The sequence below is a fragment of the Parvibaculum sp. genome (assembly GCF_019635935.1).
GTDB lineage: Bacteria > Pseudomonadota > Alphaproteobacteria > Parvibaculales > Parvibaculaceae > Parvibaculum.
On sequence record NZ_JAHBYN010000001.1, the window covers coordinates 1,945,287 to 1,959,875 of the forward strand.

General features: G+C 64.8%; 14 protein-coding genes and 1 tRNA gene. 7 read left to right on the top strand and 8 right to left on the bottom strand.

Translation table 11 applies throughout. The features are described 5' to 3' along the window. Positions 1–47: 47 nt before the first annotated feature. Entirely contained in the window at positions 48–1,385 is a 1,338-nt protein-coding gene (locus tag KF719_RS09725; RefSeq protein WP_293508519.1) for a transcription antitermination factor NusB, read from the top strand. Positions 1,386–1,487: 102 nt separating this feature from the next. Continuing rightward, complete coding sequence (locus KF719_RS09730; RefSeq protein ID WP_293508520.1) at positions 1,488–2,207, top strand: class I SAM-dependent methyltransferase; 720 nt, start codon at positions 1,488–1,490, stop codon at positions 2,205–2,207. A 3-nt stretch (positions 2,208–2,210) separates the two neighbouring features. On the opposite strand, the gene KF719_RS09735 is transcribed toward KF719_RS09730, so the two are convergent. After that, a complete protein-coding gene (locus KF719_RS09735; protein ID WP_293508521.1) occupies positions 2,211–2,987 on the bottom strand; it encodes an FkbM family methyltransferase in 777 nt (258 codons plus the stop codon). Positions 2,988–3,127: 140 nt separating this feature from the next. Between KF719_RS09735 and rpe the strand changes: the two genes are divergently transcribed. Both rpe and KF719_RS09745 read left to right on the top strand, forming a co-directional pair. After that, entirely contained in the window at positions 3,128–3,790 is a 663-nt protein-coding gene (gene rpe, locus KF719_RS09740; RefSeq protein ID WP_293508522.1) for a ribulose-phosphate 3-epimerase, read from the top strand. 39 nt (positions 3,791–3,829) lie between these two features. Next, positions 3,830–5,722, top strand: a complete 1,893-nt coding sequence (locus KF719_RS09745; RefSeq protein ID WP_293508523.1) for a heparinase II/III family protein — start codon at positions 3,830–3,832, stop codon at positions 5,720–5,722. 98 nt (positions 5,723–5,820) lie between these two features. On the opposite strand, the gene KF719_RS09750 is transcribed toward KF719_RS09745, so the two are convergent. Next, positions 5,821–6,228 (bottom strand): PaaI family thioesterase, encoded by a 408-nt coding sequence (locus tag KF719_RS09750; RefSeq protein WP_293508524.1) that lies wholly within the window; start codon positions 6,226–6,228, stop codon positions 5,821–5,823. Positions 6,229–6,415: 187 nt separating this feature from the next. On the opposite strand from KF719_RS09750, the gene purH reads away from it, so the two are divergent. After that, entirely contained in the window at positions 6,416–8,029 is a 1,614-nt protein-coding gene (purH, locus tag KF719_RS09755; RefSeq protein WP_293508525.1) for a bifunctional phosphoribosylaminoimidazolecarboxamide formyltransferase/IMP cyclohydrolase, read from the top strand. A gap of 10 nt (positions 8,030–8,039) precedes the next feature. On the opposite strand, the gene KF719_RS09760 is transcribed toward purH, so the two are convergent. From KF719_RS09760 to KF719_RS09780, 5 genes are all read right to left on the bottom strand, one after another. Continuing rightward, on the bottom strand, positions 8,040–8,726 hold the full coding sequence (locus tag KF719_RS09760; protein WP_293508526.1) for a TylF/MycF/NovP-related O-methyltransferase: 687 nt from the start codon (positions 8,724–8,726) through the stop codon (positions 8,040–8,042). A gap of 69 nt (positions 8,727–8,795) precedes the next feature. Beyond that, on the bottom strand, positions 8,796–10,223 hold the full coding sequence (locus tag KF719_RS09765; RefSeq protein WP_293510627.1) for an MFS transporter: 1,428 nt from the start codon (positions 10,221–10,223) through the stop codon (positions 8,796–8,798). 5 nt (positions 10,224–10,228) lie between these two features. Then, complete coding sequence (locus tag KF719_RS09770) at positions 10,229–11,704, bottom strand: MFS transporter (protein ID WP_293508527.1); 1,476 nt, start codon at positions 11,702–11,704, stop codon at positions 10,229–10,231. 96 nt (positions 11,705–11,800) lie between these two features. Continuing rightward, positions 11,801–12,298 (bottom strand): YchJ family protein, encoded by a 498-nt coding sequence (locus KF719_RS09775; RefSeq protein WP_293508528.1) that lies wholly within the window; start codon positions 12,296–12,298, stop codon positions 11,801–11,803. A gap of 67 nt (positions 12,299–12,365) precedes the next feature. Continuing rightward, positions 12,366–12,440, bottom strand: a tRNA-Gly gene (locus KF719_RS09780). 120 nt (positions 12,441–12,560) lie between these two features. Here KF719_RS09780 and KF719_RS09785 point away from each other — a divergent pair. After that, a complete protein-coding gene (locus KF719_RS09785) occupies positions 12,561–13,100 on the top strand; it encodes a prolyl-tRNA synthetase associated domain-containing protein (protein ID WP_293508529.1) in 540 nt (179 codons plus the stop codon). Here the strand turns inward: KF719_RS09785 and KF719_RS09790 are convergent. Beyond that, positions 13,097–13,504 carry a DUF4345 domain-containing protein gene (locus tag KF719_RS09790; RefSeq protein WP_293508530.1) on the bottom strand — a complete coding sequence of 136 codons (408 nt, stop codon included), beginning with the start codon at positions 13,502–13,504 and terminating at the stop codon, positions 13,097–13,099. The two genes, KF719_RS09785 and KF719_RS09790, sit on opposite strands and share 4 nt — an antisense overlap. A gap of 177 nt (positions 13,505–13,681) precedes the next feature. On the opposite strand from KF719_RS09790, the gene trxA reads away from it, so the two are divergent. Next, a complete protein-coding gene (trxA, locus tag KF719_RS09795; protein WP_293508531.1) occupies positions 13,682–14,587 on the top strand; it encodes a thioredoxin in 906 nt (301 codons plus the stop codon). The last annotated feature ends 2 nt before the right edge of the window (positions 14,588–14,589 follow it).

Sequence of the window (14,589 nt, forward strand, 5' to 3'; positions counted from 1 at the left end):
TCCTTCCGCTTTGTGTTGAGACGGGGCCTGTGCTCTAACCTCGCCCCATGAACGATTTTGCCCCTGAAAACGCCGTCGCGCCGGGCCTTGCCGCGCGGCGCGGCGCCGCCGAACTGCTCGGCGCGGTGCTGACGCGCCGCCGCCCGCTCGACGAAGCCTTCACCGTCGAGACCGCAAGCGGACATCTGCGCGACGCAAGCCCGCGCGACCGCGCCTTCGCCCGCCAGATCGCGGCAACGACGCTGCGCCGCCTCGGCAGCATCGATCATGTGCTGGCGCAGATGCTCGACAAGGAATTGCCGAAGCGCGCCGGACCGACACAAAACATATTGCGCGCCGGCGCCGCCGAAATCCTGTTTCTGGGCGTCGCCGCCCATGCCGCCGTCGACAGCGGCGTCGAGACGGCGGCCCATGACAGCGCCGCGCGGCATTTCAAATCGCTGGTCAATGCGGTGCTGCGCCGCCTCGCGCGCGAGGGAAAGGCCACCCTCGATGCTCTCGACACGGAACGTCTCGACACGCCCGGCTGGCTCTGGGAGAGCTGGGTGGGGACTTACGGTGAGGCAACGACGCGGGCGATCGTGCGCGCGCACTATGCCGACCCGCCGCTCGACATTTCGGTGAAGCGCGCCGACGAACGCGAACGCTGGGCCGCGGAACTCAACGCCGAAATTCTGGCCGCCGGCACGTTGCGTCTCAAGGGTGCCGGCCGCATCGAAGCGCTGCCGGGCTTTGCCGAAGGCGCCTGGTGGGTGCAGGACGCCGCCGCCGCGCTGCCGGCCCGACTGCTGGGCGATGTCGCGGGCCGCGACGTGCTCGACCTCTGCGCCGCGCCCGGCGGCAAGACGGCGGAGCTTGCAGGCGTTGGCGCACGCGTAACGGCGCTCGACCGTTCGGGCCCCCGCCTCGAACGGCTGAAGGAAAATCTCGCGCGCCTCAACCTCGAAGCCGAAACGGTGGTGGCCGACGCAAGCAGCTTCGCGCCGGGGCGGATATGGAGCCATGTGCTGCTCGACGCGCCCTGCACCGCGACCGGCACGGCGCGCCGCCACCCCGACGTGCTGCACCTGAAATCGCCCGCCGACCGCGACAAGCTGGCGCGCTTGCAGACGAAGCTTCTCGCCCATGCCGCGACGCTGGTGGCGCCGGGGGGCACGCTTGTCTATTGCACCTGTTCGCTGGAGCCGGAGGAAGGCGTCGCACGCGTCGAGGAATTTCTGGACACGCATACCGGCTTTTGCCGCGAGCCCGCCCGCGCGGCGGAACTCGGCAGTATCGACGGCATCGTCACCGCCGCAGGCGACCTGCGCAGCCTCCCCTGTCATCTGGGCGAACAAGGCGGCATGGACGGATTTTATGCGGCGCGGCTCGTCCGCCCGGGCTGAACCCGGGCTTTCCATTTGACGGCGGCGGCGGCGATATGCAGTCTGGCCACGCCAAAACGGGGGAGTTTTAGCATCGTGCCCGATACCGCAACAGAGACCGGAATGCCCACGCGCTGCATGATATGCGGCGGCACCGAATTTACACCGCTCGGTGCGCACAAGGGTCATGCACTATTCGGCTGCCGCGAATGCGGCTTTTCCTTCGTTCACCCGATGCCCGGCGCGGCCGAAATCACAGCGATCTACGACCAGTACGGATCGAACCAGAGCTATGCCGGCAAGGCCAAACGCAAGGTGCAACGCGCCCGGCGCCGCATCCGCCGCTATATGAAGTGCGCACCGGGAAAGCGTTTTCTCGATGTCGGCTGTAATGTCGGAACCGCAGTCGAGGCCGCACACGAGCTCGGCCTCGAAGCCTACGGCATCGACATCGACAATGAGAGCGTCGGCATTGCACGCAATCTGTTTCCGGGCGGACAGTACCATGCCGGGCCGATCGAAAGCCTGCCGCCTGAATGGGGGAACTTCGACTTCATCTATTCAGCCGAGGTGATCGAACATATCTCCGATCCGCACACATATTTCGCCGCGCTCACTCCACGGGTCAATCCGGGAGCGGTGCTCTATCTGACGACGCCCGATGCCGGACACTGGCGCGTGCCGAAGAAGTTCACCGACTGGAACGAAGTGTTTCCGCCGGATCATCTGATCTATTTTACGCGCGACGCGATGCGCCGTTTTCTGGATCGTCACGGTTTCGACATCGTGAAGTTCGAGTTCTATCTGAAACCCGGCCTGCGCGTGATCGCGCGCAAGCGCTGACCTTCAGGACAGCGGCACGAGCGCTGCCTTTTCAGCCGGCACGAAGATATAATCGGCCGAATGTACAAATCCGTCCACCGGCTCGATGCCGGGTCCATGCTGGCTGGTCAGCCTGAAAACGCGGTAGCCAAGCGGCGCCAGCGCGTCGAAAATCTCCGCATGTGTCGAGCCCGCCCGCGCCAGCATCTCGTCCTGGATTTCGAACTGCATTACCGGCCTGAAGCGCTCAACCGTCTTCATTGCGCCGCGCAGAAAATGTGCTTCCCAGCCCTCGATATCGATCTTGATGAAATCGAGCCGGGCAAGCCCCGCCTCCTCGGCAAAGAGATCGAGCGTGGTCAGCCGGATCTCCTCTTCAACCATCGCCCGGCCGCTCGTATCCGTGCCGAGATGCGAGAGGCCGAACCCGACCGTCCCCCGGCGCTTGATCGGCACATGCAGAACCTCGGCGCCGGGACGGTCGGAAAGTCCCGTGGGAACAATGGTCACATTGGAAAGGCGGAGGACAGCCACGACGAGCCTCAGGAGCGAATGCGCATAAGCACCGGGCTCGAAAGCATAGACGCGGCCCTGCGGCACGAGGCGCGCCAGCACCTTGGAATAATGGCCGGCATGCGCGCCGACATCGACCGCGACCCCGTCCTCGGGCAGAAGCGGCCGCAGCACACGCTCCATCGGGCGCAGATACTGGCGGACCACCGCCTTGAAGAAATGGGCAATCCAGGTGAGCCGCTGACGGAAACTCAATACCGGGCCGTGCTGCGGCTGTGTTGACGTCACTGGTTCTCCTCGCAGCCCGGCCAGCCGGCCGGCGCCGCTCATTCTTGCGCCGCAGGAATCTAGCTGTTAATCACTGAAATCAGAAGCCCGAACTGCCCGATCCGGCAATTCGGACACCCCCGACCGAGAGAGCTTCGGCCATGAGCGGCATCAAGATCGCCCCGTCGATACTGGCCTCCGACTTCGCCCGGCTGGGCGAGGAGGTCCGCGCCATAACCGAAGCGGGCGCCGACTACATCCATGTCGATGTGATGGACGGGCATTTCGTGCCGAACATCACCATCGGCCCCGATGTCGTGAAGGCGCTGAGGCCCCATTCCGACAAGGTCTTCGACGTGCATCTGATGATCGCGCCGGTCGATCCTTACATCGAGGCCTTCGCGGGCGCGGGCGCCGACATCATTACGTTTCACCCGGAAGCCGGCGCGCACCCACACCGCACGATCCAGGCGATCCGGGCGGCGGGCTGCAAGGCCGGGCTGTCGCTCAATCCCGGCACGCCGCTCGAAGCCTTGTGGCCGCTTCTCGGCGACATCGACCTCGTGCTCGTGATGTCGGTCAATCCGGGTTTCGGCGGCCAGAGCTTCATCGAAAGCCAGTTGCCGCGCATCGAAACCATCCGCAAACGGATCGATGCGTCGGGACGCGCCGTCGATCTCGAAGTCGATGGCGGCATCAATTTCGAAACGGCGCCGCGCGCGATTGCGGCCGGCGCCGATGTGCTGGTTGCCGGCACCGCGACATTCAAGGGCGGACCTTCCGCCTATGCGAAAAACATCGCGACGTTGCGCGGCGCCCGGTAGCGCGCGCGGCGAACCCTGTCCGGAGGCAGCCGTCGGTCCATGACCATTGAAGGCGCGAGAACCGACCGGGAGAGCAAGGCACAGGCGCTGGCCCGCGCCGGCGCGGCCTCGGGCAATCGCGCCGCGGACCTCGCCGCCGCCGCGATCATTCGCATTCGCGATGCAAGCCTTGCCCGCGCCTTCGGAAGCTGGCTCTACGGCCAGACGCTGCGCGGGCCGATGCCCGATCACATGGTGCTTTATCCCGCCGAACTCCGGCCCGGCCGCGCCTCGAAGGCCGACGCGCTGTTTCAGGGCTTGTGGTTCCTGCCCGGCGGGCAATTGCGCGCCCCGGGCGGTTCCTCGCCCTTCGCCGCCGATCCGCCGAGCGAAACCTGGGCGGAGGAACTGCACGGCTTCTCCTGGCTGCGCCATTTCACGACCGCCCATGCGGCAGGCACGGGCGACGCCGCGCGCGCCTATGCGCAGAAGCTCGTCGCCGACTGGATCTCCACCGAAGGCAACTGGCATGCCGTTGCCTGGCGCCCGCAGGTGATCGGCCGCCGCCTGACCTCATGGGTTGCGAACGGGGCGCTGATCATCGACGGCACCGAACTTGTCTATCGCTCGACATTGCTGCGCAACATGGCCCGCCAGGCGCGTCACCTTTCGCGCGTCGCCGCGATGGCGCCGGCCGGCGAACCGCGCATCGTCGCGGCCATCGGCCTCGCCTTTTCGGGTCTCTGTCTTTCGGAAGGCCACAGGCGGCTGAAGAAAGGCATCGCGCTTCTCTGCCGCGAGTTGAACCGGCAGATCCTTCCCGACGGCGGCCATGTCAGCCGCAACCCGTCGGCGCAATTGTCGATCCTGCTCGATCTGCTCTCGTTGCGCGAAGCCCTGACCATGCGGCGCATCGAAGTCCCGAAGCCGATCCGCGACGCGATCGACCGGATGATGCCGATGCTGCGCTTCTTCCGCCATGGCGACGGACGGCTGGCGCTTTTCAACGGCTCGACCGAGGGACCGGAAGGCGCGATCGACGCCGTGCTCGAACGCGACGACACCAAGGGACGCCCCTTCGGCTACGCGCCGCATTCGGGCTATCAGCGGCTCGCGGCCGGGCCGGCCGGCCTTGTCGTCGATGCCGGCAAGCCGCCGCCCGGCCCTTTCAGCCACGAAGCGCATGCCGGCTGCCTCTCCTTCGAGATGAGCGTCGGCCGCGCGCGCATGATCGTCAATTGCGGCGCGACGAAGGTGCTGGGCCCCGACTGGGAAGCGGCAAGCCGCGCCACCGCCGCGCATTCGACGCTGGTGCTTGCCGACACATCATCGGCGCGCATGCTGCGCGGGAAAATCTCGCGCGCGCTGCTCGGCGCCCGCATCATGGAAGGGCCGGCCCGCGTCGAAAGCCGCCGCAACGAAAACGAGGCCGGCGTCTGGCTCGACATGGCGCATGACGGCTATGCGGGGAATTTCGGTCTTCTGCATCGCCGGCGCCTCTTTCTTTCGGCGACCGGCGAAGATTTGCGCGGCGAGGACATGCTGGAGGAAGCGCCGCCCGTCCGCGCCCTGCCCTGGCAGCGGCGCTTCTGGACGAAGCCGCTCGCCGATCCCGGCTTCACCATCCGCTTCCATCTGCATCCCGATGCAAAAGCCTCGCTGGCGCATGACCGCTCCAACGTGCTGGTGATGCTTTCGAACGGCGACGGCTGGCAATTCCGCGCCCGCGCAGGCGGCGGCGAATGCGACATCGCGATCGAGGAAAGCGTCTATCTCGGCTCCGGCGACACGACGCGGCGCGCCGAACAGGTGGTGGTGACGGGCCGGGTTTTCCGCGGCGAGGCGCGCGTCAACTGGGCCTGGCGGCGGCTTTCGACCCGCAATGCCGGCCGCGCGGCCCGCGAGGAAGAGGTGCCGGAACTGCCCGAACTCGGCATGCCTGAAGAGCGCTAGAGCGTTTCCAGGTGAAGTGGAGGCCGGTTCACCGTCCGGAAACGCGACAAAACAAAGACCTAGAGTCGTTCATCGTTTCCATGAAACGTTGATCGGCTCTAGGCCTTCTTCTTCGGCTCCAGCACCATCTGGCTCTGCGTGACGACGGCGCAGAGGCGTCCGTCACCGCGGGTGATTTTCGTCTGCCAGACCATCAGCCGCCCACCCTTGTGAAAGGGCTCGCAAGTGGCCGTCGCGACATCGCCGAGCGGCACCGGCGCCAGGAAATTGGTCTTGCTCTCGACCGTCGTGGTCGCCGCCCCCTCTTTCAGGTTCAGCACCGTGGCGACCGCACCCACCGTGTCGGCGAACGACATGATCGCCCCGCCATGCAGGATGTCGGGGATTGTGCAGAGCTCCTTGCGGACCGCGAGCCGCGCCACCACAAGCTCCGGTTTCGCCTCGACAATTTCGATCCCGAGGAGATTTGCGAAGGGCAGATAGGAAATGTCGAGGGCAGCGCTCATGGCGACGTTCTTTCGCTGGAATAGTGAAAAGCGGGCCAGCCTAGCCGCGCCGGGCCGGTTTTTCGATGACCTTTGAGGTAAAGATAAGGGAGCCAATCTACCGGCGCGGCCCGTCGATCGCCTTGGCGCGGGGCCTCGTTTCATGCTATCGCCCGGCCATCCCCTTCCGCACCGGAACCCGCACCCCATGACCTCCGCCAAACCCCATCCCAAGGCCGCCGACATCCAGCGCGTCCGCCGCGCCCTGCTTTCGGTTTCCGACAAGACCGGCCTCGTCGAATTCGCCCGCGCGCTGCACGGGGCGGGCGTCGAGCTGGTCTCGACCGGCGGCACCGCGAAGGCGATCAAGGATGCGGCGCTGCCGGTGAAGGATGTGGCCGACCTGACGGGCTTTCCCGAAATGATGGACGGGCGCGTGAAGACGCTGCATCCGAAAGTGCATGGTGGGTTGCTGGCGGTGCGCGACGACGCGGCCCATGCCGCGGCGATGAAGGAGCACGGGATCGGCGGCATCGACCTCCTTGTCGTCAATCTCTATCCCTTCGAGGCGACGGTGGCGAAGGGCGCGGCCTATGACGACTGCATCGAGAACATCGACATTGGCGGTCCGGCGATGATCCGCGCCGCAGCGAAAAACCACGCCTATGTCGGCGTCGTCGTCGATGCGGCGGATTATGCGGCCGTGATTGAAGAAATTACGGCCAAGGGCGGCACGAGCCTCGCGCTGCGTTCGCGCCTCGCGCAGAAGGCCTATGCGCGCACGGCGGCCTATGACGCCGCGATCTCGAACTGGTTTGCCGATGCGCTGGGCGAAACCGCGCCCGACTACCGCGCCTTTGGCGGCAGCCTGAAGCAGACGCTGCGCTACGGCGAAAATCCGCATCAGGTGGCGAGCTTCTACGTGACCGGCGAGAACCGCCCCGGCGTCTCGAATGCGCGCCAGTTGCAGGGCAAGGAACTTTCCTACAACAACATCAACGACACCGACGCGGCCTTCGAACTCGTCGCCGAATTCGACGCGGGCCTCGCCCCCGCCATCGCCATCATCAAGCACGCAAACCCTTGCGGCGTCGCGACGGCTGAAACGCTGGCCGACGCCTACCGCAAGGCGCTGGCCTGCGATCCCGTATCGGCCTTTGGCGGCATCATCGCCTCGAACCGCCCGCTCGACGGTGAGACGGCCGAAGAGATTGCCCGCATCTTCACCGAAGTCATCATCGCGCCCGACGCCGATGAAGACGCGCGCCGCATCATCGGCGCGAAAAAGAATCTGCGTCTGCTGATCACCGGCGGCTTGCCGGATGCCGGCACACCCGGCCTCAACTTCAAGGCGGTGGCGGGCGGCATGCTGGTGCAATCGCGCGACAACGGACGCATCGACTTGGCTGACCTGAAAGTGGTGACGAAGCGCGCGCCGTCACCGCAGGAAATGACCGATCTCAAATTTGCCTTCCGCGTCTGCAAGCACGTCAAATCGAACGCGATCATCTATGTGAAGAACGGCGCCACCGTCGGCATCGGCGCCGGCCAGATGAGCCGCGTGGACTCGGCCCGCATCGCGGCGCGGAAAGCGCAGGACGCCGCCGAAGCCGCCGGTGAAAAGACGCCGGCCACCATCGGCTCGGTTGTGGCGTCCGACGCCTTCTTCCCCTTCGCCGACGGTTTGCTCTCGGCGGCCGAAGCCGGCGCGACTGCGGTGATCCAGCCCGGCGGTTCGATGCGCGACGACGAAGTGATCGCGGCGGCCGACGACAAGGGCCTCGCCATGGTGATGACGGGGATGCGCCACTTCCGCCACTGAGACGGATCGTTCAGATCTTCGTGATCTCGACCGCGACGCGACCATGCAACGACGTGAAGGCGATGTAGCGATATTCGACGCCGTTCGCTTCGACGAATTCCTTCCAGGCGCGAAACTCGTGTCTCTGCCAGCCCGGATAGTTGAAATACTCGTCGAACTTGATGATGGTGCCGACCTGCAGCCGGTCCTTCATCAGCGCCAACACGTCGCGCGTCGACGAATAGATATCGCAATCCATATGCAGGAAGCCGACTTTGTCGGCATGCTTTGCCTTCCACACCGGGATCGTGTCGCTGAACCAGCCCTTGTGCAGCTCGACATTCTTCGGAACTTTGGGCAGCGTGCCGCCGCGGCTGAAAGTGCCGGCGGTTTCGGTGTGTCCCGTCCAGTCCTCCGGCAGGCCCTCGAAACTGTCGAAGCCGTGCACAATGCCACTATGGACCGAAGCGATGTCGGCGATCGAACCGCCATCCGCGACGCCAAATTCGAGAACGGCACCCGCCGGCGCTTGCTTGACGCAATATTTGAGCATCTTGATCGCATCTTCGAAGATGATCGCATCCGCCATATGCGCTTCGGCATAGTCGGCCGATTGCGCGCGGGCGCGCATCTGCAGCTCGAAGAGAATATTGCGGGCAAAGTATTTGTAATAGAAGCTTCGGACCAGCCGTTGGCTGAGGGATTTCTTCTTGGCCATCTATGTGCATGTCCCTGGAATTTCGCGCGGCGAGAAGTGCCGCCATTTTATTGAATGAACGTCATTGTCTCAATGGCGGTGAATTTCGGCGAGCGGTGACGAACGCTCCTCTTTCACAAACAGAAGCCCGATCAGCCCGGCAAGGATCAGCGGCACGACGACCATCAGCCCGAAGCGCTGGTTCTGCGTTATCGTCGTCACGATACCGATGAAGAGCGGCGCGACCCAGGCCGTTGCCTTGCCGACCAGCGCGAAGAGGCCGAAAAACTCCGTCATCATTTCACGCGGGCTGATCCGCGCCATCATGGTGCGGCTCGACGCGATGACGGGCCCGACCGACAGCCCGAAGAAACCGACGGTGAGCAGAAAGAGCTGCTGCGGCAACGTGGTGAAGGCGCCCGCATCCGCCGCCACCTGCACCTCGATCACATAAAAGATCTTGTCCCGATCGAAGGATAACAACATGAGGAATGTGCCGATCACGCCGAGAAGCGACCAGACCAGCGTGCGCTTCGAGCCGATCCGGAGATCGACCCAACCGCCCACGAAAGCGCCGAAAGCGGCAAAGAGCGTCACCCAGATGCCGTAGACGGCCATCTCCATCGCGCCCCAGCCGAAAATCCCGGCGGCGAGAATGCCGCCGAAAACGAAGATCGCCGTCATGCCGTCATAGAAAAGCATGCGTGAGAAAAGATAGAGCGCGACATTGCGGAAATGGCGCACCGAGCGCAGCGTCGCAACGAGGCGCGTGAGACCTTCCCGCGCGGCTTGTGTGCGGCTGATGCCGCGGCTCTTCTGGTCCGGCACCAGCAGCAGCAAGGGCAGCATGAAGACGGCAAACCAGAGACCCGAGATCGGCCCGATGATGCGGTCCGTTTCATGCGCTTCCTTGGAGAGGCCGAAGATCGGCTCGGCGGGAATGAAGGAAGCTTCCACTTCACCCGGCAATTGCAGCAGGATCAGCACCAGCACCAGCGCGACGATCGCGGCAAGCTGGCCGACGCCGATACCGATGCCCGACAAAAGCCCCATCCGCCGGTCCGACGCGATGGTCGGCAGCATGGCATTGGCGAAGATGATCGTGAATTCCATGCCGATGGCGGCGACGACAAGCGCGATCATCACCGGCAGCAGCGGCGTTCCCGGCACGGCGAACCAGAGCGCGAAACAGCCCGCCGCGCAGACGAGCGTGGTGACGACGATCCAGGGTTTGCGCGGCCCCGCCGCATCGGCCATCGCGCCGAGCAGCGGGCTGAGCAACGCAATCGAAATGCCGGCCGTCGCCTGCACATAGCCCCATTGCGCCTGACCTTCGATCGGATTGGCGGCCAGCACCTGCGTGAAGAAGGGCGGAAACAGGAAAATGGTGATGAGCGAGAAATAGGTCTGGTTCGCCCATTCATAGAGAACCCACGCGCCCTGTGCGACATTGGAGGCAGGCTCGCGCCCGCCCGTATCGTGCGGCGGCTTTAGCTCCGGCACCGCGCCTTCGATCACCGCGTTCAATCGACTGCCTCCGCGCGTTCTTCCTTGACGAAGAACATGCCCGCAAGACCGAGCCCGAGCAGAATGAGGATCGAGGCAAAGCCGATGCGCTGGCTCTGGAACATATGCGTCACGACACCGACGAGCAGCGGCCCGAGAAAGGCCGTCGCGGTGCCCGACAGCGCATAGATGCCAAAAAACTCCGACATCTTCGACACCGGCGCGATGCGCGCCAGCATGGTGCGGCTGTTGGCATAGGCGGCCGTGATGCAGATGGCGACGATCAGCACGACGATCAGATACATGAGTTCCGGCAGCGTCGCGAAGAAGGGCAGGTTCCAGACCGGCGGCGCGGTTGCCGGGTCGTGCGGAATAAAGAAGAACATCTCGGTCGGCGTCATCGAGATCGCAAGCACCAGACCAATGCAGGTGCCGCCGATCGAAACGATGATGGCGCGCTTCGAACCGAACGTGTCGTCGAGCCAACCGCCGAAAAAACCGCCTGCAACGGCGAAGACCGACAGCACGATGCCGTAGACGGTGAGCGTCAGCACGTCCCAGCCGAAAACGCCGGCCGCGTAAACGCCGCCGAAAATCAGCACCGCCGTCTTGCCGTCATTGTAAAACATGCGCGCCACGAGATAGATCGCGATGTTGCGATAGTGCCGGAGCTTCTTCACCGTGCCGACGACCGAGCCGATGCCGCGCCGGATCGCCGTCGCCACCGGCACACCCGACCCCGAAACATCCGGCGTCCATAACAGCAACGGCAGCGTGAAGAGGAACATCCAGACGGCGACGATCGGGCCCGAGATGCGGCTGTTCTCATGCGCGCCCGCATCGATGCCGAAAAGCGGCGCCTCGGGCACGAAGCCCCAGCCGACAACGCCGGGCAGCACGAAGGCCCAGAGCATGAAACAGAGAATGAGCAGCGCACCGGCATTGCCGAGCGCAAGACCGAGGCCCGACAGAAAGCCGATGCGCTCATGCGGCGCGACCGCCGGCAGCATCGAATTGTGGAAGACGGCGGAAAATTCGAAGGCGACCGCGATCAACACGATCAGCACCGCGATGGTGAGGATCGACAGCCCTTCGCCGCCCGGCATCGCCCACCACAGCATGAAAATCGCCGGCACCATCAGCGCGACGAAAAAAGCGATCCACGGCTTGCGCCGTCCGCCCGTGTCGGCGATGGCGCCCAGCACCGGCCCGAGACAGGCGATGAAGAAACCGGCGACGCCGTTGATGTTGCCCCAGATCGCCTGGCCGCGCACCGGATCGCCGACCACGACATTCGAGAAATAGGGCGAGAAAATGTAGATGGTGATCAGAATGACGTAAGGATTGCGCGCCCATTCGAAAACGGCCCAGCTCCACTGCCCGAGACCGTTGGCGGCATGGGCGCCCGTCGCCGACAGAAGCTGCGCGCTTGCCTGCCCCGGCACCTGAATGCGCAAGGGCTCGTCATCCGCCGCACGGTTGTGAGAATCCAACGCCCGCCCCCTTGATACCCGGCCCTGCATTGTTGCGGACCCGATTTCGTTTTCCAAAGTGGAGCATGAATAGCCGGGCCGTGGAAGCCGCGAGGCTCAGGCGGCCATGCCGCAGCACTTCTTGTATTTCTTGCCCGAGCCGCAAGAACAAGGATCGTTGCGACCGATTTTTTCGACATGGCGCGGCCGCGCGCCCATGATGCCGTCGACATAGAACCAGCGCCCGTCCTGGCGGCGGAAGCGGCTGGTCTCGTGGTGAAGCCGCTTGTCGCCGCTTTGGGTGTAATGCGCGACGAATTCGACGACGCCTTCCGCCTCGCCGGGCCCGCCGCCCTGCGTGTGGCGGATTTCAAGACCGGTCCATTCGCTGGCCGCCGCCCAGTCGGCGGCGCCCTTGCGGTCGAAATCCTCGCGCGTGCCCGGCAGCAGCGTTTCTTCCAGATAGTCGATATTGCCGGTGGCGAAGGCCGCATAGCGCGAGCGCATCAAGGCCTCGGGCGTCGGCGGCAGCTTCGCGCCGGTCAGATGCGGCTCGCAGCAGGCGGAAAATGTAAGGCCCGAGCCGCAAGGGCAGGCAGCGGAACCGGAAATCATCGGTGGAAACCCCCTCTTGTCGAACGCGAGCCAAAGAAAAAGCCGCCTCGCGGCGGCTTCGTAAATCTGGAGCGGGCGATGAGATTCGAACTCACGACCCCAACCTTGGCAAGGTTGTGCTCTACCCCTGAGCTACGCCCGCATCCGGGTCAGGTGACGCCCGAAAATCGGGCGGCCGCCTGTGAGGGCGGTTTTATGGCCTATCGCCAGAACCAATGCAAGGCCCTTGTTTTCCGCCGGAAATCCATGCCAATCAGGAGCGATGACCGGCGATGCAACCCCGAAACTGACAACAAGCGCGGCCTTCCTCGCCTGGGCGGCGGCGCAAGGTATCGCGCATCAAACCCGTACCCATCCTGCCCTTCACACGGTCGAGGAAGCGCAAGGCCATCGCGCCTCATGGCCGGAAGCGGCGCGCCAGGGCGCCTTCTGCAAGAACCTCTTCCTGAAGGACAAGAAGGGCCGCCTCTGGCTGATCGTGACGCTGGAGGAGCGCGAACTGAAGCTCAACAATCTCGCCAAACCGCTGGGCAGCGCCCGGCTCTCCTTCGGCAATGCCGAGCTGATGTGGGAGGTGCTGGGCGTCCGTCCGGGCTCCGTGACGCCTTTCGCCCTCGTCAACGACCATGAGCATCGCGTCACCGTGGTCCTCGATGCACCGATGCTGGCGCATGAACGGCTCAACTACCACCCGCTCGAAAACACCGCCACCACGGCGCTTTCCCGCGACGATTTCATGGCCTTCCTGGCGCTCACCGGCCATCGGCCGATGATCGTCGATCTGGTGGCGGCCGCCGGTTAGCGGCTGAGCCGCGACAGCCAGAAGGCGAGCAGCGGCATCAGCACGAGCTCGGCCGCCAGCGAATTGACGATTTCGGGGGCGAAGACCACCGAAATGTCCGGCGCCGAAAAGCGCGCCAGTCCGCCGACGAAAATGGCGCCGAAGACCAGCATCGTCGCCTGCCGGTACTTGACCGGATCGGTGGCGGCAAGAAAGAGAAGGAGGCCGAGCCCGGCAAACAGCCCGCCGAAAAACCGCACATGATTGTCGATCAGCGCATATTGCGCCTCGTCGGTGACCGAAAGGAACGGCCGCTCGCCGAGCCAGCCCATGGTCGGGATGCCGCCCAGCGCCACATTGAGCGCCAGAAAAATCACCGCGGCGCCCGAAAGCACCAGAACGATCCGGAAAAGCGCAGACGACATCGGTATCCCCCCTCATATTGCCACCAAGGCCCATATGTGAGGCGTCGGGCTGGCCTTTGCCAGAGCCGTCACAAAGAATTCTCCCAATTCTTGCGCCGCCCGCTCGCCCCGCGCTACACCATTGTCTCACAACGCCGCCGCTCCATCTTAAGGAGCAGGAGAAGAAGGCCGAGAAACATGGAACCGATCATCGGACAAGGCGCCGCCGACGCGGAAGGCCTGATCGTCGACACCACCACCCAGACCTTTGCGCAGGATGTGCTGGAAGCCTCGCGGGCGGTCCCGGTGATCGTCGATTTCTGGGCCCCGTGGTGCGGGCCCTGCAAGCAGCTGACCCCGATCCTCGAAAAGACGGTGCTGGCGGCCCGCGGTGCGGTGAAGCTCGTCAAGATGAACATCGACGACCATCCGGCGGTCGCCCAGCAATTGCGCATCCAGTCGATCCCGGCCGTCTATGCCTTCAAGAACGGTCAGCCCGTGGACGGCTTCATGGGCGCCCTGCCCGAGAGCCAGGTGAAAGCCTTCATCGAGCGTCTCGCCGGCGGTCTTGAACCCTCGCCCGCCGAGCAGCTGATCGAAATGGCTGAGGAAGCGCTCGAGGCGCGCGATCTTTCCCGCGCCGCGCAGGCCTTCGCGCAAGCCGTGCAGGAAGAACCCGGCCACCCGGCGGCGGTCGCGGGCCTTGCCCGCTGTTACATCGAGGCCGGCGATCTCGACCGCGCCCGCCAGACGCTGGCGCTTGTCCGGCCCGACGGAAAAAACGATCCGGCCTTCACCGCCGCCGAAGCGGCGCTGTCGCTGGCCGAGAAGGCCGCCGATCTCGGCGACGTCTCCGAACTCATCGAACGCATCAAGGCGAACCCGAAGGATCATCAGGCGCGCTTCGACCTGGCGCTGGCGCTGAACGCCGCCGGCGAACGCGAACGCGCGGTGGAGGAACTTCTGATCATCGTCGAATACGACCGCAACTGGAACGAAGAGGCGGCGCGCAAGCAGCTCGTCGAATTTTTCGAAGCCTATGGACCGAAAGACGAGGCGACGCTGAGCGGACGCCGCCGTCTTTCCTCCATCCTGTTCAGCTAGGA